24 protein-coding genes, 3 tRNA genes and 1 riboswitch are annotated in these 25207 nt (G+C 65.3%); of the genes, 20 read left to right on the top strand and 7 right to left on the bottom strand.

Annotated elements, in window-relative coordinates:
* Positions 1–70: 70 nt before the first annotated feature.
* Positions 71–241, top strand: coding sequence for a hypothetical protein (locus WDB71_RS05645; RefSeq protein WP_341503658.1), 171 nt, complete (start codon positions 71–73; stop codon positions 239–241).
* Between the two features lie 48 nt (positions 242–289).
* Here the strand turns inward: WDB71_RS05645 and uvrB are convergent, their stop codons facing one another.
* Together uvrB and WDB71_RS05635 are read right to left on the bottom strand one after the other, a co-directional pair.
* Positions 290–2290 (bottom strand): excinuclease ABC subunit UvrB, encoded by a 2001-nt coding sequence (gene uvrB, locus WDB71_RS05640; RefSeq protein ID WP_341503657.1) that lies wholly within the window; start codon positions 2288–2290, stop codon positions 290–292.
* Positions 2287–3618: an MATE family efflux transporter gene (locus WDB71_RS05635; RefSeq protein WP_341503656.1), complete on the bottom strand. Its 1332-nt coding sequence runs from the start codon at positions 3616–3618 to the stop codon at positions 2287–2289. Before WDB71_RS05635 ends, uvrB begins: the two co-directional genes overlap by 4 nt.
* 613 nt (positions 3619–4231) lie before the next feature.
* Between WDB71_RS05635 and WDB71_RS05630 the strand changes: the two genes are divergently transcribed.
* The 4 genes from WDB71_RS05630 to WDB71_RS05615 all read left to right on the top strand — a co-directional run bounded on the left by WDB71_RS05630 (position 4232) and on the right by WDB71_RS05615 (position 6672).
* Positions 4232–4307 (top strand) — tRNA-Asn (locus WDB71_RS05630).
* 26 nt (positions 4308–4333) lie between these two features.
* Positions 4334–4409 (top strand) — tRNA-Asn (locus WDB71_RS05625).
* Between the two features lie 27 nt (positions 4410–4436).
* Positions 4437–4512 (top strand) — tRNA-Asn (locus tag WDB71_RS05620).
* Positions 4513–4788: 276 nt separating this feature from the next.
* Entirely contained in the window at positions 4789–6672 is a 1884-nt protein-coding gene (locus WDB71_RS05615; protein ID WP_341503655.1) for an EAL domain-containing protein, read from the top strand.
* Here WDB71_RS05615 and WDB71_RS05610 read toward each other — a convergent pair.
* Complete coding sequence (locus WDB71_RS05610) at positions 6669–7550, bottom strand: DMT family transporter (protein ID WP_341503654.1); 882 nt, start codon at positions 7548–7550, stop codon at positions 6669–6671. The genes WDB71_RS05615 and WDB71_RS05610 overlap by 4 nt on opposite strands.
* Positions 7551–7645: 95 nt before the next feature.
* Between WDB71_RS05610 and rsxA the strand changes: the two genes are divergently transcribed.
* Genes rsxA through gloA form a run of 8 tightly spaced genes read left to right on the top strand, consistent with a single transcriptional unit; the run spans position 7646 to position 14240 of the window.
* Positions 7646–8227 (top strand): electron transport complex subunit RsxA, encoded by a 582-nt coding sequence (gene rsxA / locus WDB71_RS05605; RefSeq protein WP_341503653.1) that lies wholly within the window; start codon positions 7646–7648, stop codon positions 8225–8227.
* Between the two features lies 1 nt (position 8228).
* Positions 8229–8798 carry an electron transport complex subunit RsxB gene (rsxB, locus tag WDB71_RS05600; protein ID WP_341503652.1) on the top strand — a complete coding sequence of 190 codons (570 nt, stop codon included), beginning with the start codon at positions 8229–8231 and terminating at the stop codon, positions 8796–8798.
* Positions 8798–10771, top strand: coding sequence for an electron transport complex subunit RsxC (gene rsxC / locus WDB71_RS05595; protein ID WP_341503651.1), 1974 nt, complete (start codon positions 8798–8800; stop codon positions 10769–10771). Before rsxB ends, rsxC begins: the two co-directional genes overlap by 1 nt.
* Positions 10768–11820, top strand: coding sequence for an electron transport complex subunit RsxD (rsxD, locus tag WDB71_RS05590; RefSeq protein ID WP_341503650.1), 1053 nt, complete (start codon positions 10768–10770; stop codon positions 11818–11820). Before rsxC ends, rsxD begins: the two co-directional genes overlap by 4 nt.
* A 43-nt stretch (positions 11821–11863) precedes the next feature.
* Entirely contained in the window at positions 11864–12502 is a 639-nt protein-coding gene (rsxG, locus tag WDB71_RS05585) for an electron transport complex subunit RsxG (protein ID WP_341503649.1), read from the top strand.
* Entirely contained in the window at positions 12499–13185 is a 687-nt protein-coding gene (locus WDB71_RS05580; protein ID WP_341503648.1) for an electron transport complex subunit E, read from the top strand. The genes rsxG and WDB71_RS05580 overlap by 4 nt, the downstream gene beginning before the upstream one ends.
* A gap of 1 nt (position 13186) precedes the next feature.
* A complete protein-coding gene (gene nth, locus WDB71_RS05575) occupies positions 13187–13822 on the top strand; it encodes an endonuclease III (RefSeq protein ID WP_341503647.1) in 636 nt (211 codons plus the stop codon).
* Positions 13823–13832: 10 nt separating this feature from the next.
* Positions 13833–14240, top strand: coding sequence for a lactoylglutathione lyase (gene gloA, locus WDB71_RS05570; protein WP_341503646.1), 408 nt, complete (start codon positions 13833–13835; stop codon positions 14238–14240).
* Positions 14241–14296: 56 nt separating this feature from the next.
* On the opposite strand, the gene WDB71_RS05565 is transcribed toward gloA, so the two are convergent.
* Positions 14297–15151: an OmpA family protein gene (locus WDB71_RS05565; protein WP_341503645.1), complete on the bottom strand. Its 855-nt coding sequence runs from the start codon at positions 15149–15151 to the stop codon at positions 14297–14299.
* 107 nt (positions 15152–15258) lie between these two features.
* On the opposite strand from WDB71_RS05565, the gene rnt reads away from it, so the two are divergent.
* The 3 genes from rnt (at position 15259) to WDB71_RS05550 (ending at position 18881) form a co-directional block, all read left to right on the top strand.
* Positions 15259–15933 (top strand): ribonuclease T, encoded by a 675-nt coding sequence (gene rnt / locus WDB71_RS05560; RefSeq protein WP_341503644.1) that lies wholly within the window; start codon positions 15259–15261, stop codon positions 15931–15933.
* 90 nt (positions 15934–16023) lie between these two features.
* Positions 16024–16195, top strand: a riboswitch (Lysine riboswitch).
* Between the two features lie 222 nt (positions 16196–16417).
* Positions 16418–17779: a lysine-sensitive aspartokinase 3 gene (lysC, locus tag WDB71_RS05555; protein WP_341503643.1), complete on the top strand. Its 1362-nt coding sequence runs from the start codon at positions 16418–16420 to the stop codon at positions 17777–17779.
* Entirely contained in the window at positions 17772–18881 is a 1110-nt protein-coding gene (locus WDB71_RS05550; protein WP_341503642.1) for a succinylglutamate desuccinylase/aspartoacylase family protein, read from the top strand. Before lysC ends, WDB71_RS05550 begins: the two co-directional genes overlap by 8 nt.
* Here WDB71_RS05550 and WDB71_RS05545 read toward each other — a convergent pair.
* Positions 18878–19552 (bottom strand): type 1 glutamine amidotransferase domain-containing protein, encoded by a 675-nt coding sequence (locus WDB71_RS05545; RefSeq protein ID WP_341503641.1) that lies wholly within the window; start codon positions 19550–19552, stop codon positions 18878–18880. The genes WDB71_RS05550 and WDB71_RS05545 overlap by 4 nt on opposite strands.
* A 196-nt stretch (positions 19553–19748) precedes the next feature.
* Here WDB71_RS05545 and rimK point away from each other — a divergent pair, with 196 nt between their 5' ends.
* The gene (gene rimK / locus WDB71_RS05540; protein WP_341503640.1) at positions 19749–20654 is read left to right on the top strand and encodes a 30S ribosomal protein S6--L-glutamate ligase; all 906 of its coding nucleotides are present in this window, start codon (positions 19749–19751) and stop codon (positions 20652–20654) included.
* The gene (locus WDB71_RS05535) at positions 20651–21670 is read left to right on the top strand and encodes a succinylglutamate desuccinylase/aspartoacylase family protein (RefSeq protein WP_341503639.1); all 1020 of its coding nucleotides are present in this window, start codon (positions 20651–20653) and stop codon (positions 21668–21670) included. The genes rimK and WDB71_RS05535 overlap by 4 nt, the downstream gene beginning before the upstream one ends.
* Here the strand turns inward: WDB71_RS05535 and WDB71_RS05530 are convergent.
* The gene (locus WDB71_RS05530) at positions 21667–22434 is read right to left on the bottom strand and encodes a class I SAM-dependent methyltransferase (RefSeq protein ID WP_341503638.1); all 768 of its coding nucleotides are present in this window, start codon (positions 22432–22434) and stop codon (positions 21667–21669) included. The genes WDB71_RS05535 and WDB71_RS05530 overlap by 4 nt on opposite strands.
* A gap of 165 nt (positions 22435–22599) precedes the next feature.
* Here WDB71_RS05530 and WDB71_RS05525 point away from each other — a divergent pair, with 165 nt between their 5' ends.
* Positions 22600–23028 carry a DUF2214 family protein gene (locus tag WDB71_RS05525; protein ID WP_341503637.1) on the top strand — a complete coding sequence of 143 codons (429 nt, stop codon included), beginning with the start codon at positions 22600–22602 and terminating at the stop codon, positions 23026–23028.
* Positions 23029–23080: 52 nt separating this feature from the next.
* Here the strand turns inward: WDB71_RS05525 and WDB71_RS05520 are convergent, their stop codons facing one another.
* A complete protein-coding gene (locus WDB71_RS05520) occupies positions 23081–23686 on the bottom strand; it encodes a peroxiredoxin C (protein ID WP_341503636.1) in 606 nt (201 codons plus the stop codon).
* A gap of 190 nt (positions 23687–23876) precedes the next feature.
* Between WDB71_RS05520 and WDB71_RS05515 the strand changes: the two genes are divergently transcribed.
* A complete protein-coding gene (locus WDB71_RS05515; RefSeq protein ID WP_341503635.1) occupies positions 23877–25202 on the top strand; it encodes a Na+/H+ antiporter NhaC family protein in 1326 nt (441 codons plus the stop codon).
* Positions 25203–25207: the final 5 nt, after the last annotated feature.

Below are 25207 nucleotides of genomic sequence, written 5' to 3'. Positions count from 1 at the left end.
GCTGTTGCCAAGCCGTAAAACAAGAGGGAACGGCTAGAGTGGCGCAAAAGCATCAAAAAGGACGCTTGCCATGACCATCAACGCCACCCTGTTGGGGCAGCTTTTCGCCTTCGCCCTCTATGTGCTGCTGGTTCGCCGCATCAGGGCCCTGGCTGGCCGCAAGACGGAAAACCCGCGGCTGGTGACCGCCATCGGCCTGGTGCGGTCTGGGGACTGCTCTTCCTGGCCCTGCTGGCCCTGAAAAACGATCTGCCGGGCCGCTCAACCCGGCCACTCCCCTGAGCCACCGCTAGAGCTGCTTGAGCTGCTCCTGCAGGGCGGCCATCTGATCCCGTAGCGCCGCCGCCTGTTCGAACTCCAGATCCTGGGCGTGCTGGTACATGCGCTTCTCCAGGGCGTCGATCTCCCGGGACAGCTCCCTGGGATCCAGCCTGACCGCCGGCGCCGCCTTCCTGCCCCTGGCCTTGCCGTCGGCCTTGACGCTGTCGCCCAGCTGCATGATGTCGCCGATCTTCTTGGTCAGTGCCCTGGGCACTATGCCATTTGCCTCGTTGAAGGCCTGCTGCTTGGCCCGGCGCCGCTCGGTCTCGTCCATGGCCTTCTTCATGGATTTGGTGATGGTGTCGCCATAGAGGATGGCCTTGCCGCTCAGGTTACGGGCGGCCCGGCCTATGGTCTGGATCAAGGAGCGCTCCGAGCGCAGGAAGCCTTCCTTGTCGGCGTCCAGTATGGCCACCAGCGACACCTCCGGCATGTCCAGGCCCTCGCGCAGCAGGTTGATGCCCACCAGCACGTCGAACTTGCCCAGGCGCAGATCGCGGATGATCTCCACCCGCTCGACGGTGTCGATATCCGAGTGCAGGTAGCGCACCCGTACGCCGTGCTCGTCCAGGTATTCGGTGAGATCCTCGGCCATCTTCTTGGTGAGGGTGGTCACCAGCACCCGCTCCTGCTTGGCCACCCGCAGCCGGATCTCCGACAGCAGGTCGTCCACCTGGGTGGCCACGGGGCGCACCTCCAGCTCCGGATCCAAAAGGCCGGTGGGCCTGACCACCTGTTCGGCGATTTCCCCTGCCGACATCTCCAGCTCGTAGGGCCCCGGGGTCGCCGACACATAGATGCGCTGGGGCGCTATGGCCTCGAACTCGTCGAACTTGAGCGGCCTGTTGTCCAGGGCCGAGGGCAGCCGGAAGCCGTATTCCACCAGGGTTTCCTTGCGGGAGCGGTCGCCCTTGAACATGGCGCCGATCTGGGGAATGGTGACGTGGGATTCGTCGACGATCAGCAGGCCGTCCGGCGGCAGGTAGTCGATCAGGGTCGGCGGCGGCTCGCCCGGGTTGCGCCCGGAAAGATACCTGGAATAGTTCTCGATGCCGGAGCAATAGCCCAGCTCCACCATCATCTCGATGTCAAACTGGGTGCGCTGCACCAGGCGCTGCTCCTCCACCAGCTTGCCCAGATCCCTTAGCTCCTGGCTGCGCACCTTGAGCTCGGCCTTGATGCTCTCCACGGCCTCAAGGATCTTCTCCCTGGGGGTCACGTAGTGGGTCTTGGGGAAGACCGTCAGCCGGCCCAGGTTGGTGCGCAGCACCTGGCCGGTGAGGGGATCGAACACCGACAGCCGCTCTACCTCGTCGTCGAACAGCTCCACCCGGTAGGCCTCGTCGTCGCTCTCGGCCGGGAAGATGTCGATGACCTCGCCGCGCACCCGGTAGGTGCCGCGCTGGAAGGCCTGGTCGTTGCGGCTGTATTGCAGCTCCGCCAGGCGCCTCAGTATGGCGCGCTGGTCGATGATGTCGCCCTGGCGCAGGTGCAGCATCATCTTCAGGTAGGAGTCCGGATCACCCAGGCCGTAGATGGCCGACACCGAAGCGACGATCACCACGTCGCGGCGCTCCATCAGCGCCTTGGTGGCCGACAGCCGCATCTGCTCGATGTGGTCGTTGATGGAGGCGTCCTTCTCGATGAAGGTGTCCGAAGACGGCACATAGGCCTCGGGCTGGTAGTAGTCGTAGTAGGAGACGAAATACTCGACGGCGTTCTCCGGGAAGAATTCCTTCATTTCCCCGTAGAGCTGGGCGGCCAGGGTCTTGTTGTGGGCCAGCAGCAGGGTGGGCCTGCCCTGCTGGGCGATGATGTTGGCCATGGTGAAGGTCTTGCCGGAGCCGGTCACCCCCAGCAGGGTCTGGTGGGCCAGGCCGGACTCCAGGCCGTCCACCAGCTGGGCGATGGCCGCCGGCTGGTCGCCGGCAGGCTGGTAGTCGGAATGCAGTTTAAAGGACTTGCTCATGCGGTCTCCTTGTTGAACCAGCGATAGGCGACCAGGGCGGTGATCAGGTTCGCCACCACCATACCGGCAAAGAGACCGGTCAATCCAAAGAATTGGCCCCCAAGCCAGGCGATGGGCACATAGGCGGCAAAGAAACGCAGCGCCGACAACGCCAGGGCCTTGCCGGGCCAGTGCATGGCATTGAAGGAGGAGTTGGTGAGGATCACCACCCCCTGCAGGCCATAGCCGAGCGGCACTATGTAGATGAACAGCCGGATCAGCTCCGCCACCTGGGCGTCCTTGCCGAACAGCAGGCTGATGGGCCAGGCCAGCACCAGCATCAGGCCATACAGGGCCAGCTGCCAGCCCAGGATGAAGCGCATCACCTTGCGGTAGGCCAGACGCACCCGCTCCATCTGCTCGGCGCCGAAGTTCTGGCTGACGAAGGGCGGCAGGGTCATGGACAGCGCCAGCACCACCATGGAGGCCAGGGACTCGAGCCTGGTGCCGACCCCGAAGGCGCCGACGGCGGCAGCGCCATAGTCGGCGACGATGGCCGTCATCACCGCCATGGCCAGGGGCGTCATCATGTTGGCCCCGGCCGCCGGCAGGCCGATAGCCAGCAGGCTCTTCCAGTAATGCAGCACCATGATGGGGCTGGGCCAGGCGAAGGTGGCCAACTTGCGGCGGACATAGAGGATGAACAACACCCCGAAGGCGCCCCCCACCCAGGCCAGCACCGTGGCCAGGGCGGCGCCGAACAGCTCCAGGCGCGGGAAGGGGCCTATGCCGAAGATGAGCAGCGGATCCAGCACCGCGTTGATCAGGCCACCCAGCATCATGAACCGGCTGGGGGTGGCGGTATCGCCATTGGCCCGGAGCACGGCGTTGGCCACCATGGGGATGGCCAGCAGCGGGCTGCCCAGGAACCACAGGTACATGTAGTCCTTGATCAGCGCCATTTGGGTATCGTTGGCGCCAATAAGCCCGAAGATGGCCTCCAACTGCCAGGCGCCCAGGCTCGACAGCAGCGCCACCAGCAGTACGCTCAGCCACAGGGCGCCATTACCCTGGCGCTTGGCCAGGCTGGCCCGGCCCCGGCCCAGGGTGCGGCCGATCACGGCCGAGGTGCCCACACCCAGGCCTATGGTCAGGCTGATCACCGTGAAGGTCACCGGAAAGGTAAAGCTGATGGCGGCCAGGGGCTCGGTGCCGAGCCGGCTGACGAAGAGGGTATCCACCAGGTTGAAGGTCATCAGCGTCACCATGCCGGTCAGCATGGACAGGGTCATGCGCCTCAGGGTGCTGCTGATATCGCCGGTGAGAAGATCATGGGAAGGGCTGGCCACGAAAAGCTGTCCCGAAACTGCAAAAGCGCCATTTTAAGCCTTCCTTTGATCCCAGGCCATGTTTTTGCCTGTTTCGATAAAAATCACTTGCCAGAATAAGCCCCTGGCGTTAGCATCTCCGGCCCCTTCCATCCCGGCCAGGTCCTGGCACGGGAAAGAGTATTCACAAAAGACCGCCTCGGTTACAACTTCGTCACATTGTCATAAAGCTGACATTGAAAGAAACTTTCTTTCTTTGTAAGGCCTTGTTTTGTATTTGTTTTTCTTGACGAGCTCGAAGTGGAACCAAAATCATCAATTCCAATCGGGGCCCCGTAAATGGCGGCCTACAGGGCTTTCCCCACAGACTTATCCACAAAAAAAGTGGATAACTGGCCCCACCCCTTGCCTGGCCTGGCTTTGCGAGCGGGATCATGTTTCGGGCAGGCCGCCTGCTGAAAATTCACCCGGTCAGGAAGCAACAGAGACCCTTTTAACGCCGCTGGCAGGGCCCCACGGCGCTTTGTTACCCAAGTTGATGAAAAGGCAAGCAATCGGTCAATTTCGCCGGATCCGGGTGTTGACAGCCCGGGGGGGCCTCTATAAGATTCGCCTCCGTCAGAGATGACGTTGCTCCCCCTTAGTTCAGTCGGTAGAACGGCGGACTGTTAATCCGTATGTCGCTGGTTCAAGTCCAGCAGGGGGAGCCAGATTCGCCGCAAGGCACACAAATCGTTCCCCCTTAGTTCAGTCGGTAGAACGGCGGACTGTTAATCCGTATGTCGCTGGTTCAAGTCCAGCAGGGGGAGCCACATTCGCCGCAAGGCAACATAAATTGTTCCCCCTTAGTTCAGTCGGTAGAACGGCGGACTGTTAATCCGTATGTCGCTGGTTCAAGTCCAGCAGGGGGAGCCAACACGAAAAGGCAGCCTTAGGGCTGCCTTTTCTTTTTTCCGATCCCAGCTAAGAGGCGAAACCATCCCTGGGATCCTTTCCGGCCGGTACATCCTGTGTACCGGCGCTCAGCCGCACCCAAGCAGCGCTTGGGTTTCGGGCTTCGCCCACAAATTAGGCATTACCGCCACACAAACAGGAAAATAAGCCTAGTTCCCAGGGCGTAATTGGTTTATTTTTGTACGGTTGTCGCCGGAAGCGGCAGCCCCTTCCCCCAGCTAAGGACGCATCAAGGAAATGAAGCTCAGTTCTCGCCTCGGCCTGACCCTGCTCCCCCTCTGGCTACTGTTGTGGCTGGGCCTGTCAGGTGCCGATCTGCTCTCCACCCAGGCCAGGCTGGATCAGCAGCGCCAGGACGCCCTGCGCGCCGCCCGCACCTGGCTCAGCGCCCCCCAGACCCAACCGCCCAGGAACTGGCTGGGCTGGCAGCTCGACGACGCCAGGCCGCAGCGCCAGGTCGCAGCCAGCTCCCCGGTGCTGGGCCAGGCCGTTCGCGATCGACTTGCCAAGCGCATGCCCTCGGAACAGCTGCGCCTGCAGTACCAGGGCCACAGCCTGCAGCTGACCCTGGATCAATCCGCCGAGCTGGCCTGGCTGGAAAAACGCCTGCTCACTTATGGCCTAGGCTTTCTCTGGCTGCTGCTCAGCACCTTCTTCATACAGTACCTGATGCGCGTCTGGCTGGGCCGGGCCGTCCACCGCCTGGCCGCCCTCTGGCTGAACGACGAGGATGAGGCTTCGGCCAGCGTCCAGCTGAACGAGCTGAGCCCGGCCAACGACGCCCTGGTGACCCTCAAGAGCCAATGGGAAGAACTGCACACCGAGCACCGCAAACGCCTGCGCAGCCTCTCCCACAAGCTGCTCAAGGACGAGATGACCAACCTGGGCAACAGGCGGGCCTTCAACCAGCGCCTGGCGGAGCTGCTCAAGGGCGGCGAAGAACAGGCCGGGCTGATCCTGCTGCGCGCCTCGCTGCTCAGCCAACTCAACAAGGAAAAGGGCTACCTGGAAGGGGACAAGTACATCAATGACATCGCCGCCAGCCTCAAGGCCCTCACCGGCAAAAACCCCAGGCTCTGGGCCTACCGGCTCACCGGCGGCGATTTCGCCCTGCTCCAGTACAAGGCCAGCCAGCTCAGCCTGACCGCGCTGGTGGAGGAACTCTTTGCCTCGCTGTCGGCCCTGGCCGAAAAGCATGACGGCCTGCAGCCGGCCCAGGCCGGCCTGGTCCGTTTCAGCGCCGGCCAGACCATCAGCAATGTGCTGGCCAGGGCCGACACCGCCCTGTCCCTGGCCCAGACCCAGGCCAGCCAGGGCTGGTTCCTGGACAGCAGCGACAATGCCGAGCTGCAGGAGCTGGAATTCAGGGGCAGCCAGCGCTGGCGCCAGGCCCTGGACGGCCTGCTGAGCCGGCGCAGCATCGCCCTGGCCGTGCAGCGCCTGGAAGCCAGGCCCGGCCTTATCCTCAACTACAACGAGCTGCTGGCTCGCTGCTACGACAGTGCCGGCAAGCTGATGCCCACCGCCACCGTCATGGCCATGGCCGAGCGCCTCGGCATGGTCCAGGATCTGGACAAGCAGGTGGTGGACATGGCCCTGAAGGCCATGGAAAGGGAGAACCGCCCCGAACAGCTCTATGCCATCAACCTCAACCCGGCCTCCATCCACGACCACCATTTCGTGGCCTGGCTGGAAAGGCGCCTGGTCCAGCACCCCAAGCTCACCAAGCGCATCAGCTTCGAGGTGTCGGAAGCGGGCCTGGCCCGCAACGTCGGCGCCAGCCAGCGTTTCATCGACATGGCCCACCGCATGGGCACCCGTATCACGGTGGAGCGCTTCGGCACCGGCTTGTCCTCGTTCCGCTTCTTCCGCGAGCTGAAACCGGACTTCATCAAGATTGACGCCAGCCTGTCCCGGGACATCCATAAGGACAACGACACCCAGTACTACCTGCGCATGCTGGTGGACGTGGCCCACCGCCTGGGGATCAAGGTGCTGGCGGAAAACGTGGAGACCCTGGAGGAGAAGCTGGCCCTGAGCGACATGCGCCTGGACGGCCTGCAGGGTTACTACCTGGCCAAGCCGGCGCCCTTCAGCCATCCCAACAGGGAAAGCGCCTAGGCGGGCTCCCGGGCCGGCTGTTGTGTCGGCTTTTGCTGGCTCAGCCAGACCCCACCCAGCACCAGCACCGACGCCGCCATCTGGGCGGCGTTGAGCCGCTCACCCAGCACCGCCATGGCCATCAGCGCCGTAAAGACCGGGATCAGGTTGGTAAAGACGGCCGCCCGCGACAGCGGCACCTTGGAAATGGCGTAGTTATAGAGGCCGTAGGCGCCCAACGTCACGAAGGCGCCCAGGTAGAACACCGCCGCCATCGCCGGCCAGGAGATCTGCTCGGGCAAGGGCGCCTGCCAGGCCAGGGGCAGGAAGAACAGCGCCCCCACCAGGGCCTGCAATGCGGTCAGCCACAGTGCCGAATAACGGCTCGACAGATGCTTCAGGGCCAGGGAATAGCAGGTGGCGCAGAGCATGGCCAAAAATTCCAGGAAGTTGCCCAGCCAGGGGTTGGGGGCGTGCTCGTCGGCCTCGCCGGCCAGGCTCAGCCACACCGCCCCCACCAGGGCGATGGCCAGCCCCGTCAGCGCCCTGCCCTGCAGGCGCTCCTTGAAGGCGAAATAGGCACCCACCGCCGTCAACACCGGGATCATCGAGGTGATCATGCCGGCCTGGGAGGCCGAGGTGTACAAAAGCGCCTTGGCCTCCAGCATGAAATAGAGGCAAGGCTCCGCCACCGACATGGCCGCCAGCAGCTTCCAGTCCCCCTTGCGGTAGTGGGCCTTGCCCAGCCAGCGCCAGCAGCAGGCCAGGATGGCCAGGGCGATCCACATCCGCAGGCAGATCACCCACATGGGCGGGATTTCCACGAAGGCCAGCTTGAGGGCGATAAAGGAACTGGCCCACAGCGCCATGGCCAGGATCAGGGCAAGGGGTGCAAACATCGATAACCCTTTTCCCCTTAGGTTGTTAAGGGGCACATAAAGCACGATAATGGGCCGTTGATTCTATCCTAACCCCGAGACGGACACAGCCACCCATGAGCGACTATCTGCTGCTACTCATCGGAACCGTGCTGGTCAACAACTTCGTGTTGGTTAAGTTCCTGGGCCTCTGCCCCTTCATGGGCGTGTCCAGCAAGCTGGAGAGCGCCATCGGCATGTCTCTGGCAACCACCTTCGTGCTGACCCTGGCCTCCCTGTGCAGTTATCTGGTCAATACCTATCTCCTCGAGCCCCTGGGGATCGGCTACCTGCGTACCCTGTCCTTCATACTGGTGATCGCCGTGGTGGTGCAGTTCACCGAGATGGTGGTCCACAAGACCAGTCCCCTGCTGCACCGGGTGCTGGGCATCTTCCTGCCGCTGATCACCACCAACTGCGCCGTGCTGGGCGTGGCCCTGCTCAACATCAACGAGAGCCACGGCCTGGTGGAGTCCATCGTCTACGGTTTCGGCGCCGCCCTGGGCTTTTCCCTGGTGTTGGTGCTCTTTGCCGCCATGCGCGAGCGCCTGGCCGCCGCCGACGTGCCGGTGCCCTTTCGCGGCGCGGCCATCGCCATGGTCACCGCCGGCATGATGTCCCTGGCCTTCATGGGCTTTACCGGCCTGGTCAAGATCTAAGATGAGTATGCTTACTGCCATTATTGCCATTGCCGTGCTGGCGCTCGTGTTCGGCGTCATCCTTGGCATCGCCTCGGTCAAGTTCAAGGTCGAGGCGGATCCCGTCGTCGACCAGATCGACGCCATACTGCCCCAGACCCAGTGCGGCCAGTGCGGCTACCCCGGTTGCCGCCCCTATGCCGAGGCCATAGCCGGCGGCGACGACATCAACAAATGCCCGCCCGGCGGCCAGGCCACCATCGACAAACTGGCCGATCTGCTGGGGGTGGAAGCCAAGCCCCTGGACGCCGCCCACGGCGAGGAAGACGTCAAGAAGGTGGCCTTCATCCGCGAGGACGAGTGCATCGGCTGCACCAAGTGCATCCAGGCCTGCCCCGTGGATGCCATCATCGGCTCCACCAAGCACATGCACACCATCATCACCAGCGAATGCACCGGCTGCGATCTCTGCGTGGAGCCCTGCCCGGTGGACTGCATCGACATGGTGCCGGTGGCGGAAACCCTGCAGAACTGGAAATGGAAGTTGAAGCCCATTGCCGTCAAAGACATCACTGACCAGGGAGCGGCCTGATGGAAAGCCTGTTCCAGCAGCTGGTCAGTGACCAGATCTTCGATTTCCACGGCGGCATCCACCCGCCGGAACGCAAGCACCTGTCCAACCACAGGCCCATAGGCCGGCTGCCGCTGGCGCCGGGCTTGGTGGTGCCCCTCAAGCAGCACATCGGCGAGGCCGGCGAGCCCCTGGTGGCCGTGGGCGACACCGTGCTCAAGGGCCAGCCCCTGAGCCGGCCGCTGTCGATCATGAGCGTGCCCGTCCATGCGCCCACCAGCGGCACCGTGGTAGCCATCGAGAAGCGCCCCGTGGTACACCCCTCCGGGCTCTGGGACAGCTGCATCGTGATCCAACCCGACGGCCGGGAAACCTGGTGCGAGCGCCACCCGGTCAAGGATCCCTTCGCCCAGGAGCCAGCGGCGCTGCTCAAGGTGCTCAAGGAGGCCGGCCTGTCCGGCCTCGGCGGCGCCGGCTTCCCCACCGCCGTCAAGCTCGGCGGCGGCCGGCCCATAGAGGCGTTGATCCTCAATGCCGCCGAGTGCGAGCCCTACATCACCGCCGACGACGTGCTGCTGCGCGAACACGCCGAGGAGGTGATGACCGGAGCCAGGCTGCTGGCCCGTATCGTCGGCGCCGGTACCATCGTCATCGGTATCGAGGACAACAAGCCCGAGGCCATCTCCACCCTGCAGCCCCTGGTGGACGCCGACGAGCAGTTCCACCTCAAGGTGGTACCCACCAAGTACCCGTCCGGCTCCGAGCGCCAGCTTATCGAGCTGCTCACCGGCCAGCAGGTGCCGGCCGGCGGCATCCCCGCCGATCTGGGCCTGGTGATGCAGAACGTGGGCACCGCCTACGCCGCCTGCAAGGCCATCATGGACGGCGAACCCCTTATCGAGCGGGTGGTCACCATCACCGGCGAGCGGGTCCAGGAGGCCGGCAACTACTGGCTGCCGCTCGGCACCCCGGTCAGCCATGCCCTGTCCGCCTGCGACTTCAAGGCCGACCAGGGCCAGCGCCTGATCATCGGCGGCCCCATGATGGGCTACACGCTGCACGACAGCGCCAGCGCCGTCACCAAGACCGTCAACTGCCTGCTGGCGCCCAGCCGGGCCGAGTTGCCGGTGGCCGGTGAAGAAATGAACTGCATCCGCTGCGGCGCCTGCGCCGACGTCTGCCCCGCCGACTTGCTGCCCCAGCAGCTGTACTGGTACGCCAAGGCCCAGGACCACGACAAGCTGGCCGAGCACAGCCTGTCCGCCTGCATCGAATGCGGCGCCTGCGCCTATGTGTGCCCGTCGGAGATCCCCCTGGTCCAGTACTACCGCATCGCCAAGGCGGAGATCCGCGACGCCGAGGCGGAAAAGCGCAAGTCCGAAAAGGCCAAGGATCGCTTCGAGGCCCGCAAGGCACGCCTGGAGCGGGAAAAGGCCGAGCGGGCCGAAAAACACCGCCTGGCCGCCGAGAAGCGCAAGCAGGCCATGGCCGCCAAGGACAAGGCCAAGGAGGCCGACGCCGTGGCCGCCGCCCTGGCCAGGGTCAAGGCCAAGCAGGCCGACGACCTGGATACCGCCAAGGCCAGGGCCGCCGAGGGCGCCCACCGCGACACCAGTGGCGAGCTGGTGCCGGACAACACCGAGATGGCCAGGCTGCGCGAGGAGCGCAAGCGCCAGGCCAGGGAGCGCCGCGCCGCCCAGGCCGAAGCCCAGCCGGAGACGGGCGACAAGAAGGCCGCCGTGGCCGCCGCCATTGCCCGCGCCAAGGCCAGGAAAGCTAGCCAGGCCGAGCCCGAGGTCAAGGACCAGGCCAAAGCCGACGACAAGAAGGCCGCCGTGGCCGCCGCCATTGCCCGCGCCAAGGCCAGGAAGGCCGCCCAGGCCGAGCCCGAGGCCAAGGAAGAGGCCAAAGCCGACGACAAGAAGGCCGCCGTGGCCGCCGCCATTGCCCGCGCCAAGGCCAAGAAGGCGGCCCAAGAGGATAACGAATCGTGAGTTTTGTCATCGCCAGCTCCCCCCACGCCCATGTGCGCCGCACCACCGGCCAGCTGATGCGGCTGGTGGCCTACGCCACCCTGCCCGGCCTGGCCGCCCTGGTCTGGTTCTTCGGCTACGGGGTGCTCATCAACCTGCTGCTGGCCAGCGTCACCGCCCTGGCCACCGAGGCCCTGGTCCTGATCCTGCGCAAGCGGCCCCTGTCCCAGCTTGGCGACGGCTCCGCCTGGCTGACCGCGGTGCTGCTGGCCCTGGCCCTGCCGCCCACGGCCCCCTGGTGGCTCTCCATCATGGGCGCCGCCTTCGCCATCGCCTTCGCCAAGCACCTCTACGGCGGCATAGGCCAGAACCTGTTCAACCCGGCCATGGCCGCGTACGTGTTGCTGCTGATCGCCTTCCCGGTGCAGATGACCTCCTGGCTGCCGCCCATGGCCCTGGCCGAGCAGGCACCCAGCCTGCTGGATAATCTGGCCCTGACCTTCACCGGCCTGACCACGGAGGGCTTCAGCGCCCACCAGCTGGCCCTGGGCGTGGACGGCCACACCATGGCCACCCCCCTGGATACCCTCAAGACCGATCTGACCCAGGGCATGACCGCCTCCGAGTCCATGACCAAGGCCGTCTTCGGCAGCTTTGGCGGCGCCGGCTGGGAATGGGTCAACCTGGGCTTCCTGCTCGGCGGCCTCTATCTCATCCGCAAGAAGGCCATCAGCTGGCACATCCCCGGCAGTTTCCTGGCCACCCTGTTCCTGCTGTCGTTGCTGGGCTTCCTGCTGAGCCCGGACGGCAACGGCTCGCCCCTGCTGCACCTCTTTAGCGGTGCCACCATGCTGGGCGCCTTCTTTATCGCCACCGATCCGGTCACCGCCGCCACCTCCAACAGGGGCCGGCTGATCTTCGGTGCCCTGATCGGCCTGCTCACCTACCTGGTGCGGGTCTACGGCGGCTATCCCGATGCCGTGGCCTTTGCGGTGCTGCTGGCGAACATGACGGTGCCGCTGCTGGACACCTACACCAAGACCAAGGTCTACGGGGAGGACAAGGCATGAGCAAAGTGACTTATTGCACCAAGGTCCATGGGGAGGACAAGGCATGATTTCCGCCGCCAAGAAGAACGGCCTCATCCTCGGTGGTTTCGCCCTGGTGGCCACGGCCCTGCTGGCCGGCACCCATGCCCTGACCAAGGACAGGATCGCCCGCCAGAAGGCCCAGCAGACCTTGGTCGTGCTCAACACCCTGATCCCCGAGGCGCGCCACGACAACGATCTGTACGACGATTGCACCCTGGTCCGCTCCCGCCAGTACCTGGGGGCCAGCGAGCCCATGCCGGTGTATCTGGCCAGGAAGGAGGGTCAGCCCGTGGCCGCCGCCATCGAGGCCATAGCCCCGGACGGCTACAACGGCGCCATTGCCCTCATCGTCGGCATCGACTACCAGAGCGAGACGGTCACCGGCGTACGGGTGCTGGAGCACAAGGAAACCCCCGGCCTCGGCGACAAGGTGGAGATCCGCAAGAGCGACTGGGTGCTGAGCTTCGAGGGCCTGGCCCCGGAAAGCGAGAAGGACGCCACCTGGGCGGTGCGCAAGGACGGTGGCCGCTTCGACCAGTTCACCGGCGCCACCATCACCCCCAGGGCCGTGGTCAAGGCGGTGGGCAACGTGGTGCACTACTTCCGCCGCAACAAGGACCAGCTGTTTTCGGCCGACGCCAACTGCCGAGGTGACGCATGAGCCAGATGAGAGAGGTCCTCAATCAGGGCCTGTGGAACAACAACCCGGCCCTGGTGCAGCTGCTGGGCCTGTGCCCGCTGCTGGCGGTCACCGCCACCCTCACCAACGCCCTGGGCCTGGGCCTGGCCACCCTGCTGGTGCTGGTGGCCTCCAACGCCACCGTGTCCCTGGTGCGCCACTGGGTGCCCAAGGAGATCCGGGTGGCGGTGTTTGTGATGATCATCGCCGCCTTCGTGACCGCCGTTGAGCTGGTGATGACCGCCTTCGCCTATGGCCTCTACCAGTCCCTGGGCATCTTCATCCCCCTGATCGTCACCAACTGCGCCATCCTGGGCCGGGCCGAAGCCTTCGCCTCCAAGAACCCGGTGGGCATCGCCGCCTTCGACGGCCTGATGATGGGCCTGGGCTTCACCGCCGTGCTGGTGGTGCTGGGCAGCCTGCGGGAAATCGTCGGCCAGGGCACCCTCTTCGATGGTGCCGAGCTGCTGCTGGGCGACTGGGCCGCCGATCTGCGCCTGGAGCTGTACCAGCTGGAGGCCAAGTTCCTGGTGGCGCTGCTGCCGCCGGGCGCCTTCATCGGCATGGGCCTGCTGATCGCCCTCAAGAACCTCATCGACGCCAACCGCCAGGCCAAGGCGGCGCCGGTGCAGAAAATCGAACGCGTACGAGTAACAGCGGAATAAGATGAACAAAGACAAACGCCGCCAGATCCTGGAACGCCTCAGGGACGCCAACCCCCACCCCACCACGGAGCTGAACTTCTCGACCCCCTTCGAGCTGCTCATCGCCGTGATCCTGTCGGCCCAGGCCACCGACGTGGGCGTCAACAAGGCCACCGACAAGCTGTTCCCGGTGGCCAACACCCCGGAGGCCATACTGGCCCTGGGGGTGGACGGCCTCAAGGACTACATCAAGACCATCGGCCTCTTTAACGCCAAGGCCGAGAACGTCATCAAGACCTGCCGGATCCTCATCGAGCAGCACAACAGCCAGGTGCCGGAAGACAGGGCCGCCCTGGAGGCCTTGCCCGGCGTCGGCCGCAAGACCGCCAACGTGGTGCTCAACACCGCCTTCGGCTGGCCCACCATCGCCGTGGACACCCACATCTTCCGGGTCTCCAACCGCACCGGCTTCGCGGTGGGCAAGAACGTCAACCAGGTCGAACAGAAGCTGCTCAAGGTGGTGCCCGCCGAGTTCAAGGTGGACGTGCACCACTGGCTGATCCTGCACGGCCGCTACACCTGTATCGCCCGCAAACCTCGCTGCGGCTCCTGCCTCATCGAGGATCTGTGCGAATACAAAGACAAAACCGAGATCTAAGGAGCTTTCCATGCGCATTCTCCACACCATGCTGAGGGTCGGCGACCTCGACAGATCCATCGCCTTCTACACCGACGTGCTTGGCATGAAGCTGCTGCGCAAGTCCGAAAACGCCGAGTACCGGTACACCCTGGCCTTCGTGGGCTACGGCGACGAGAAGGACGAGGCGGTGCTGGAGCTCACCTACAACTGGGGCACCGACAGCTACGAGCTGGGCAACGCCTACGGCCATATCGCCATCGAGTCCGACGACATCCATGCCACCTGCCAGGCCATCAAGGCTCGCGGCGGCAAGGTGACCCGGGAGCCGGGCCCGGTCAAGGGCGGCACCACCGAGATCGCCTTCGTGGAAGATCCCGACGGCTACAAGATAGAGCTCATCAACAAGAAGCACGCCGGCCAGGGCCTCGGCCACTAAGGCTTGTGGCATGAAAAAAGGGCGCCATGGGCGCCCTTTTTTGTGCCTGCGGCCAATCAGCGCTGCAGGGCTATCACCACCCGCCGGTTCTGCATCCGACCCGCCTCGGTGTCGTTGGAGGCGATATGGCGCTTCTCGCCGTGCCCTTCGAAGCGGATCCGGCCCTCGTCCAGGCCGGTGCTGATCAGGTAGTCCTTGATGGCCTGGGCCCGCTGGATGGACAGCTGCTCGTTCTTCCAGCGGCCGCCGTAGGAGTCGGAATAGGCGTCGATGAGGATCTGCCCCACCGAGTCGTCGTGTTGCAGGTATTGGCTGATCAGCGCCAGGCGGCGCCTGGACTCCGGGTGCAGCTCCGAGGAATTCTTCTGGTAACGCAGCACCGAAAAGGCGATGTCCTCGAAGCCGATGGGCAGCAGCCCCTGGATGCAGTCCATGAAGGCGAAGTAGCTCTGGCGGAAGTTGCCGCTGGACAGGGCCACCGCCACCGGCTGCTGGCCGGCCCAGTCGTCGTAGGTCAACGTCGGCAGGCGGCCGGATTCGAGCTCGGTGAGCAGGGTCCAGGCCTTGTCATCGCCCAGCTCCGCCGGGTAATGGGGGTACAGGGTCACCCTGCCCAGCTCCCGGGTCGGTGCGCCGGGTTGCCACTGGGGCGCCACGCTCAGCAGGCGGGCGCTGGCCTGGCGGCTCGGCAGGCGCAGCATGTCCAGCTCGAAATGCAGGTTGGGGTTGCGGCTGGCCCTGGCCTCGAACACGGCCTTGCCGTAGCGGGGAATGGGGTGCTCCAGGCGGCACTGCACCGGGTTGGCGGCGCTCAGCTGCCAGCTGGACTGGCCCAGCTCGGCCGCATAGTAGCGGGGCCCGGCCAGGACCGGCAGTGCCATCAGCAGCAGGGGCAAGAATCGTTTGGACATCATCACTCCCTTTTCCAATGCCTTGTTAGCGGCCATTCCCAGACAAACTTTAGCCCGGCGGCCGCTTTTGCGATAATGGCCGCCATCGACCACCAGGCATCTCCTTAATGGCTCAGGATCTCAGTACCCGCTTTCGCGGCTTCTTCCCCGTCATCATCGACGTGGAAACCGCCGGCTTCAACGCCAAGACCGACGCCCTGCTGCAAATCGCCGCCTCCTTCGTGGAGATGGACGACCAGGGCAAGCTGTTCGTATCCAAGACCCTCTTCCACAACGTGTTGCCCTTCGAGGGCGCCAACCTGGAGGAGGAGGCCCTCAAGTTTACCGGCATCACCGATCCCTGGCACCCGCTGCGCCTGGCCGTAGACGAAGACGAGGCCCTGAAGGACATCTTCAAGGCGGTGCGCAAGGCCCAGAAGGCGGCCGGTTGCCAGCGCAGCATCCTGGTGGGCCATAACGCCCACTTCGATCTGGGCTTCCTCAACGCCGCCGTGGAGCGCTGCCACATCAAGCGCTCCCCCTTCCATCCCTTCGTGGCCTTCGACACCGCCACCCTGGCCGGCCTGGCCCTGGGCCAGACGGTGTTGGCCAAGGCCTGCCGCACCGCCGGCATGGCCTTCGACAACGGCGAGGCCCACGCCGCCAACTACGATGCCGAGCGCACCGCCGAGCTGTTCTGCCATATCGTCAACCGCTGGCAGGAACTGGGCGGCTGGCCCCTGCCCCAGCCGGAAACGGAAGAAGAGCCGGCACAAGCAACGACCGCCTCAAAAAGCGCCTGATAAAAAAAGCCGGAGCCATCCGGCTTTTTTTATTTCCGGGGCTTGATTTAAATTTCGCCCTTGTGATTTACTGCCCCGGACCCTTTCTTAAGGGCCAGAAGAGGCGCGTTGCCCAGGCAGCCGTTCCGAGGGGACCAAACCCCCAAGACGAACGGCCAGGGGGAGCAACGCCGAGGCCGCCGCGACTTTGGTATTCGCGGCGGTCGGGCGCCAGGGCTGAATCCCTGGGCCTGTCACCGACAGGTGGAGAGCTTCTGGCTGCCGGTCCAGGTCATCCCGGGCCAATGCCAAGCTCTCTTTCGTTGCACAACGGGAGAGTCCATGAACAACGCAAGACCCCACAGCTATCTTTCACCGCCCTGCCCGGGTGCGATTTTGCCGTTTTCGCGCAGACGAAAACCCTAGCCCTTATTCGCTTTTTTAATTTCACGATGCCTTTTTCTTATTAAAAAAGGCAGGGGCTTATTTTGTCTGAAGAAAACCCATGAACACCTGCAAAGTTTTAAAGTTTGGCGGTACCAGCGTCGCCGATCTGGACGCCATGGAAAACTGCGTCCGCCTCATCCGGGCCGAGGCCGCCACACGCCTGGTGGTGGTCAGCGCCAGCGCCGGCATCACCAACCAGCTGGTGGCCCTGGCCGAACGACCGCTGTCACCGCGCCAGCGCCACGAACTGGTGGACGAAATAGAAGGCCGCCAGTACCAGCTACTGGCCAAGCTGGAGGCCCCCTGGCAAGTCCAGGACCAGCTGGAAGCCCTGCTCTCGGAGCTGACCACCCTGGCACTGGCACAAGCGCCCATGACCGCCATCCGCCGGGACGCCCTGCTGGCCATGGGCGAGCGCCTGTCCAGCCTGCTGTTCACGGCGCTGCTCAGGGAGCGTGGCGTCGACGCCAGGCTGCTGGATGCCCGCTCGGTGCTGGCCACCGACAACCAGGCCGGCCAGGCCGAGCCGCTGCTGGAGCAGACCCGAACCCAGCTGCAGGCGGCGCTGGCCGGCGAGCCCCATGCGGTGCTGGTGACCCAGGGCTTCATCGGCCGGGACGGCCTGGGCAACACCACCACCCTGGGCCGGGGCGGCTCCGACTACAGCGCAGCGCTGTTCGCCGAAGCCATGGGGGCCCAGGAACTGCAGATCTGGACCGACGTGGCCGGGATCTACAGCACGGATCCGCGCCTGGTGCCCACGGCCCGCCCCATCCCCGAGCTCAGTTTCACCCAGGCGGCGGAGCTGGCCACCTTCGGCGCCAAGGTACTGCATCCCAAGACCTTGTGGCCGGCGGTGCGGGCCGGGATCCCGGTCTTTATCGGCGCCAGCAAGGCGCCAAACCAGGGCGGCACCAAGGTGCTGGCGGACAGCAGCAACCAGGCCCCCTTCGTGGCCCTGGCCTGCCGCCGGGACCAGACCCTGCTGACCCTGTCCAGCCTCAGCATGCTGCACAGCTACGGTTTCCTGGGGCGGATCTTCTCGCTGTTGGCCGAGCACAGGATCAGCGTCGACATGGTGACCACCTCCGAGGTCAGCATCGCCCTGACGTTGGACGCCATCGGCTCGGAGCAGGCGCTGTCCGAAGCGGTGCTGGCCAGGCTCAGGGAGCATTGCCAGGTGCAGGTGCAGAGCGGCCTGACCCTGGTGACCCTGGTGGGCTCCAGGGTCAACCAGAGGCCCGGGGTGGCGGCGCGGATCTTCGAGCGCATCAGCGACTTCAACATCCGCCTGATCTGCCATGGCGCCAGTCCCCATAACCTGGCCTTTTTGGTGGACGACGCCGTCGCCGATCCGATCATGGCCCGCCTGCACCAGGTGCTGTTCGACGAGGAGCCGCCATGCCCAGGGAATGCATGACCACCGCGGCCGTCATCCAGGAGACGCTGGTGCTGGGGGAAAGGGCCAATGGCGAGCCGCTGACGGCCCCCTGTATCGGTTCCGGGGCCGAGGTTGTGGCCCCAGCGTCTACATCCAGGCCAACCTGCACGGCGCCGAGGTCCAGGGCAACGCGGTGATCTACCAGCTGCTGCAGCTGTTGCCGGCCCTGGAGCGGCTCGGCGACATCAGCCTGGTGCCCATGGCCAATCCCCTGGGCCTGAACCAGAAGAGCGGCGAGTTCACCTTGGGCCGTTTCGATCCCGTCACCGGCCAGAACTGGAACCGGCTCTATGCCGACCTGCGCCCGGACTTGGATGCCTTCCTGGCCAAGCACGGCCAAAAGGAGCCGGATGCCCTCAAGGCCGCCTACCGCCAGGCCCTGCTGACGGAGCTGGAGCAGCGCCTGGCAGAGCCGCTGGCGCTCAGCACCGGCCGCCGCCTGGCCATGACCCTGCAGCGCCAGGCGCTGCAGGCGGATCTGGTGCTGGATCTGCACACCGGCCCCGTCTCCGCCAGCCATCTCTACGTGCCCGACTACGCCCGGGAGTCGGCCAGGCTGTTCGACATCCCCCATGTGCTGTTGATCCCCAACCAGTTCGACGGCGCCCTGGACGAGTCGGTGTTCTGTCCCTGGTGGCGGCTCGGTGATGCTCTGGCGGAGCGGGGCCGGGCATTGTCGCTGGGGGTGGAGGCCTTCACGGTGGAACTGGGCAGCCAGGAAGACATCGATCTGGCCGAGGCCGGGCGCCAGGCCGGCTCCATCCTGGCCTACCTGACCCGCAAGGGGGTGATAGGCGATTGCCCCTACCAGCCCAGGGACATGGTCCGCCACGCCTGCCTGCTCAGGGACTACCAGGCCATCCACAGCCCGGCCGGCGGCTTCGTCCAGTACCTGGCCAGGCCGGGCCGGCCGCTGCCTGCCGGAGAGCCCCTGGCGAGGCTGCTGCGGCTGGACGGCGGCGGCCATGCCAGGGACATCACCCTGGAACGCGATGTGCTGCCCATACTGCACTTCGCCTCGGCCAGCGTGAACCAGGGCACCGAGCTCTACAAGGTGTTCACCAAGCCCTTTGCCCTTTAAAGCAGCTCCAGCACCGCCCTGGCCGTGGAGGAGGAAGACTGGGGGTTCTGGCCGGTGATCAGGTGGCCGTCGCTGACCACGAAGTCCTGCCAATCCAGGCCCTTTTCGTAGCTGCCGCCCTTCTCGACGATGGCGTCTTCCAGCAGGAAGGGCACCACCTCGGTCAGGCCCACGGCGGCTTCTTCGGCGTTGGAGAAGCCGGTCAGCTTCTTGCCAAGCAGGAAGGGCAGGCCTTCGCCGTCCACCACCTTCACGAACACCGCCGGGCCATGGCAGACCGCCGCCACCGGCTTGGCGGCGTCGAAGAAGTCCTCGATCAGCGCCTGGGAGTAGGCATCCTCGGCCAAGTCCCAGAGCGGGCCATGGCCGCCGGGATAAAAGAGGGCATCGAAGTCGTCGGCCTTCACGCTCTTGAGCGGCACCGTATCGGCCAGCAGGGCCATGGCCTGATCGTCATCCTGAAAACGGCGGGCGTCGTCGGTGAGGCTTTCCTCGGCCAGGCTCTTGGGATCCACCGGCGGCCGGCCGCCCTGGGGCGAGGCCAGCACCACCTCGGCACCGGCCTCCTTGAAGCGGTAATAGGGCGCCGCCAGCTCCTCCAGCCAGAATCCGGTGGGCTCGCCGCTGTCGCCGAGCCGGTCGTGTGAGGTCAGTACCATCAGGATCTTCATGTCGCCGTCCTAGTTGCTCCATTTGGGTGGAGTATAGGCGGCCAAGGCACCAAGCTGCGGCTCGAGACTGGCCTGGGGCCAGGACAACTTTCCCAAAAAAGTCTGAAAAATCCGCTAGGTTATAACCTAGACACAGCCCCATAATGCGGCGTTGTCACCCCGCCCTGTGGTGGCCGCTGTCTAGCAAGGACCTTTCATGAAGATCGACATCCTGTCACGCAACCCCGGTCTCTATTCCACCAAGCGCCTGCTGGAGGCCGCCGAGGCGCTCGGCCATGAGGCTCGGGTTCTCAATCACCTGCTCTGCTACATGAATATCGCCTCGCACCGGCCGGAGATGCACTACAAGGGTGAGCTGCTGGACAACCCGGACGCGGTGATCCCCCGCATCGGCGCCTCCGTGACCTTCTACGGCACCGCCGTGGTGCGCCAGTTCGAGATGATGGGGGTCTACAGCGTCAACGAATCGGTGGCCATCTCCCGCTCCCGGGACAAGCTGCGCAGCCTGCAGCTGCTGTCCCGCAAGGGCATCGGCATGCCGGTGACCGGCTTTGCCCATTCCACCTCCGACACCGAGGATCTCATTCGCATGGTCGGCGGCGCCCCCCTGGTGGTGAAGCTGCTGGAAAGCACCCAGGGCAAGGGCGTGGTGCTGGCCGAGACCAACAAGGCCGCCGAATCCACCATCGAGGCCTTTCGCAGCCTCAACACCCGCTTCCTGGTCCAGGAATACATCAAGGAAGCCGGCGGCGCCGACATCCGCTGCATCGTGGTCGGCGAGAAGGTGGTGGCGGCCATGGAGCGCAAGGCCAAGGAAGGGGAATTCCGTTCCAACCTGCACCGGGGCGGCTCCGCCAAGCCGATCCGCATCACTCCGGAGGAGCGCTCAACGGCGGTGCGCAGCGCCAGGATCATGGGCCTGAACGTGGCCGGGGTGGATCTGCTGCGCTCCAACCACGGCCCCCTGGTGATGGAGGTGAACTCCTCGCCGGGCCTGGAAGGCATAGAGAACGCCACCGGCGTGGACGTGGCCAAGGCCATCATCCAGTTCATCGCCAAGAACGCCAAGCCCAACGCCACCCGCACCCGAGGCAAGGGATGAAACTGGGCGGCGTCGACATCGCGCCCGGCAGTCGCCAGCAGATCTGGCTGCCGCTGACGCCCCTGTACAACAACGCCACCATGGAGATGCCGGTGGAGGTGATCCGTGGCCGCCGGCCCGGCCCGCACCTGTTCGTGTCGGCGGCGGTGCACGGCGACGAGATCAACGGCGTGGAGATCATCCGCCGCCTGCTCAAGAGCCGGCTGCTCAAGGGCCTGAAGGGGGCGCTGATCGCCGTGCCTGTGGTCAATGTCTACGGCTTTATCGCCAAGAGCCGCTACCTGCCGGACAGGCGCGATCTGAACCGCTTCTTCCCCGGCTCCGCCAAGGGCTCCATGGCGGCGCGCCTGGCCAATACCTTCATGGAGGAGGTGGTGGCCAACGCCAGCCACGGCATCGACCTGCACACAGGAGCCCTGCACCGCACCAACCTGCCGCAGATCCGCACCAACCTCAACGATCCCCAGGCCCTGGCCATGGCCAGGGCCTTCCGGGTGCCGGTGGTGCTGAACTCGGAGCTGAGGGACGGTTCGCTCAGGGCCGCGGCCCTGGACGCCGGCCTGCCGGTGCTGCTCTACGAGGCCGGCGAGGCGCTGCGCTTCGACGAGCACGCCATCCGCGCCGGCCTGCGCGGCATCATCAACGTGATGCGCCATATCGGCATGCTGCCGGCCAAGGCGCCGCCCAAGAAGGCGCTGACGCCGCTGCTGTCTCAGGAGAGCCGCTGGGTACGGGCGCCGGTATCGGGCATGCTGACCCAGAACGCCGAGCTGGGCCAGGCGGTCAAGAAGGGCCAGGTGATCGCCGAAATAAGCTCGCCCCTGGATCCCAATCCGGTGCCGGTCAAGAGCCCGGTGGACGGCATCGTCATCGGCGCCGTCACCATGCCGCTGCTGCACGAGGGCGAGGCCCTGTTCAACGTCGCCCACACCGAGCGGGCCGACCGGCTCAGCGAGCAGCTGCCCCACTTCTACGACAACCTGGAGCGGCTCTCCGACGCCGACTTCCCGCTCTAGTCCCTGACCGCCAGGCTGGCCATGCAGGGGAAGAAGTAATCGCCGCTGACATGGCCGCGCCAGCCGTCCTCGTACAGCTCCAGCAGCCTGAGCCCGGCCCTGAGCTGGCCGCCCAGCTGCGCCTCCAGGCCGTGGGAGAACATCAGCGGCTCGCCGGCTTCCTTGAGCGCCGCCAGCTCCGCCTCGCCGAGGTGGCTCAGATCGCTGTAGGGCAGGCGATGGCGCACCACCAGCTTGCCGGCCTCCATGGCCTGGTCGTCGAACAGGAAGAACTCCGGCTTCAGGAAGCCCGCCAGCAGGCGCCCGCCCGGCTTCAGCACCCGGGCGCACTCGTCCCAGACCGGCTGGATGTCCGGCACGAAGCAGTTGGCGCAGGGGTGGACGATGAGGTCGAAGCTGGCATCGGCGAAACGGCCCAGATCGCGCATGTCGCCCTGCTCCAGGACCAGCGCCAGGCCGTCCCGCCGGGCCACCAGCTCGTCCTGGGCCAGCTGGCCGGCGGCATTGTCCAGCACCGTCACCTTGGCGCCGGCCGCCGCCAGCACCGGGCCCTGCTGGCCACCGCCCCCGGCCAGGCAGAGCACCTTCTTGCCCTTAAGGGTGCCGAGCCAGTGCCTGGGCACCGCCTTGTCCGGAGTCAGGACTATGGCCCAGTCCCCTGCCCTGGCCCGGGCTATGGTGTCGGCGTCCACGGGCCTGGTCCAGGGGCTGTCCTTTGCGACCTGGCGGTCCCAGGCCTGGCTGTTATAGCCGGCGATATCCATCCTTGCCTCCTTTGTTCAAGCGGTCATCGGCCCAGCATAACCAAGGGCCTGAAAATGCAACAGCAGCCGGCCGTTTTTTGTTAGCCTTGAAGCCGTTATCGCCAAGCCATGGCAGACCATGGGCTGGCATAGCTACAGGGACAACTGCAACCAAAGGAGTGGCCCATGGACTTCATGGCCGTCAAATACCTGCATATCCTCGGCTTTATGAGCCTTTTCGCCTGCATGGTGGCCGAGCACCTGCTGCTGGCCCCCAGGCTGAGCCGGGCCGAGCTCAACCGCCTGGTCCGCATCGACGCCGTGCTGGGCCTCAGTGCCCTGGTGACGCTGACGGCCGGGCTGCTGCTGGTGTTCGCGGTCGGCAAGCCCGGCGGCTATTACCTGAAAAACGGCTATTTCCACCTCAAGGCGACCCTGTTCGTCCTGGCGGCGCTGATCTCCCTCTATCCCACCCTGACCCTGCTCAGGGCCAGGCGCCAGGCCGGTAACGACATCATCCTGCCCGGCGGCCTCATCTGGGCGCTGCGCCTGGAGCTGCTGCTGGTGCTGCCCCTGCCGCTGCTGGGCATGGTGTTGGCCTACGGTTACGGCTGACGGACATAAAAAAGCCGGCCCAGGGGCCGGCTTTTTTATTCAACGGCTGAACTTACAGCTTGTCGGCGTTCTCGGCCAGGTAGGAGGCCACGCCTTCGGCGTTGGCGGCCATACCCTTGTCGCCTTTGTTCCAGCCGGCCGGGCACACTTCGCCGTGCTCTTCGGTGAACTGCAGGGCGTCGATCATGCGCAGCATCTCGTCGATGTTACGGCCCAGGGGCAGATCGTTGACCACCTGGTGACGCACAACGCCTTCCTTGTCGATCAGGAAGGAGCCACGGAAGGCAACGCCGGCCTCCGGGTGCTCTACGTCGTAGGCCTGGCAGATCTCGTGCTTGACGTCGGCAACCAGGGGGTAACGCACTTCACCGATACCGCCCTTGTCGACCGGGGTGGAGCGCCAGGCGTGGTGGGTGAATTGGGAGTCGATGGACACACCGATCACCTCGACGCCGCGCTTCTGGAACTCTTCGATGCGGTGATCGAAGGCGATCAGCTCGGAAGGACAGACGAAGGTGAAGTCCAGGGGGTAGAAGAACATCACGGCGTACTTGCCCTTGATGTGCTCTTTCAGGTTGAAGTTATCAACGATTTCACCGTTACCCAGAACGGCAGCGGCAGTGAAGTCCGGAGCAGGACGACCTACGAGTACGCTCATTTCACATCTCCATGTTGTTGTGAGGGCCGTGACCAAGATCACGACCTCAGATATCAGCGGAAATTATAAGGGCTGCGCCAGCCCTTACAAGGCCATTGGCCGCAGAGTTCACCCAAAGGTCATCGATTGGCTGGAGGCTGAGCAATGCCGTTGGTAGACTGCCGTTTTCGTTTTCAGGGGAAGACCGTAAATGTTGACCAACCCCGTCGTGCTCTCCGTGCTGCTATTGCTGATCCTCAGCCTGGCCCGGATCAACGTGGTGGTGGCCCTGGCGCTGTCGGCCCTGGCCGCCGGCCTTCTGGGCGGCCTGGGCCTGGAAGGCACCATGGCGGCCTTTTCCGGGGGCCTGGGCAAGGGCGCCGAAATCGCCTTGGGCTACGCCATGCTGGGCGCCTTTGCCGTGGCCATCGCCCGCTCCGGCATCACCGAATGGCTGGCCAGCCACATCATCGGCCGCCTGGGCCTGACCCCCAGCCCGCGCCGCCAGGCGGTGATCCGCTGGGTATTGCTGAGCGTGATCCTGTTGATGGCCATCAGCTCCCAGAACCTGATCCCCATCCATATCGCCTTCATTCCCATACTGATCCCGCCACTGCTGGGGGTGATGCACAGCCTACGGCTGGACCGGCGCCTGGTGGCCTGCGTGCTCACCTTCGGCCTGGTGACCCCCTACATGGCCCTGCCGGTGGGCTTTGGCAGCATCTTCCTGAACGACCTGCTGCTGGGCAACCTCAACGACAACGGCCTGGCCCTGACGGCGGCCGAGATGCCGCAGATCATGCTGATCCCGGCCTTAGGGATGGTGACCGGCCTGCTTGTCGCCGTTTTCTTCAGCTACCGCAGGCCCAGGCAGTACCGGGAAGTCCATGTGCCGGGCGACGACGCCCTGGTCCACGAGCTGGATCTCAAGACCTTAGCCGTGGCCCTGGCCGCCGTCGGCAGCGCCCTGGCCCTGCAGCTCTACACCGGCTCCATCATCCTGGGCGCCCTGGCCGGTTTCTGCGTCTTCATCCTCGGCGGCGTGGTGCCCTGGCGCCAGAGCCAGGACGCCTTCACCGAAGGGGTCAAGATGATGTCGCTGATCGGCTTCATCATGATCACCGCCGCCGGCTTTGCCGACGTGGTCAAGGCCACCGGCGCCGTGGCCGAGCTGGTGGAGGGCCTGAGCGCCTATGGCGCCGGCAAGGCCAGCGCCGCGGCCCTGATGCTGGTGGTGGGACTGCTGATCACCCTGGGCATCGGCTCCAGCTTTTCCACCATTCCCATCATCGCCGCCATCTATGTGCCGCTGGCGCTGAGCCTGGGCTTCTCGCCCCTGGCCACGGCGGCCCTGGTGGGCACCGCCGCCGCCCTGGGCGATGCCGGCTCGCCGGCCTCGGACTCCACCCTGGGCCCCACCGCCGGCCTCAACGCCGACGGCCAGCACGACCATATCCGGGACTCGGTGATCCCCACCTTCGTCCATTACAACCTGCCGCTGCTGGTGGCCGGTTGGCTGGCCGCCATGATCCTGTAAAAAAA

The sequence above is a fragment of the Gallaecimonas sp. GXIMD4217 genome, from assembly GCF_038087665.1.
GTDB lineage: Bacteria > Pseudomonadota > Gammaproteobacteria > Enterobacterales > Gallaecimonadaceae > Gallaecimonas.
Note: the sequence above shows the minus strand (reverse complement) of the source record. Positions and strands in the feature narration are given on the sequence as shown.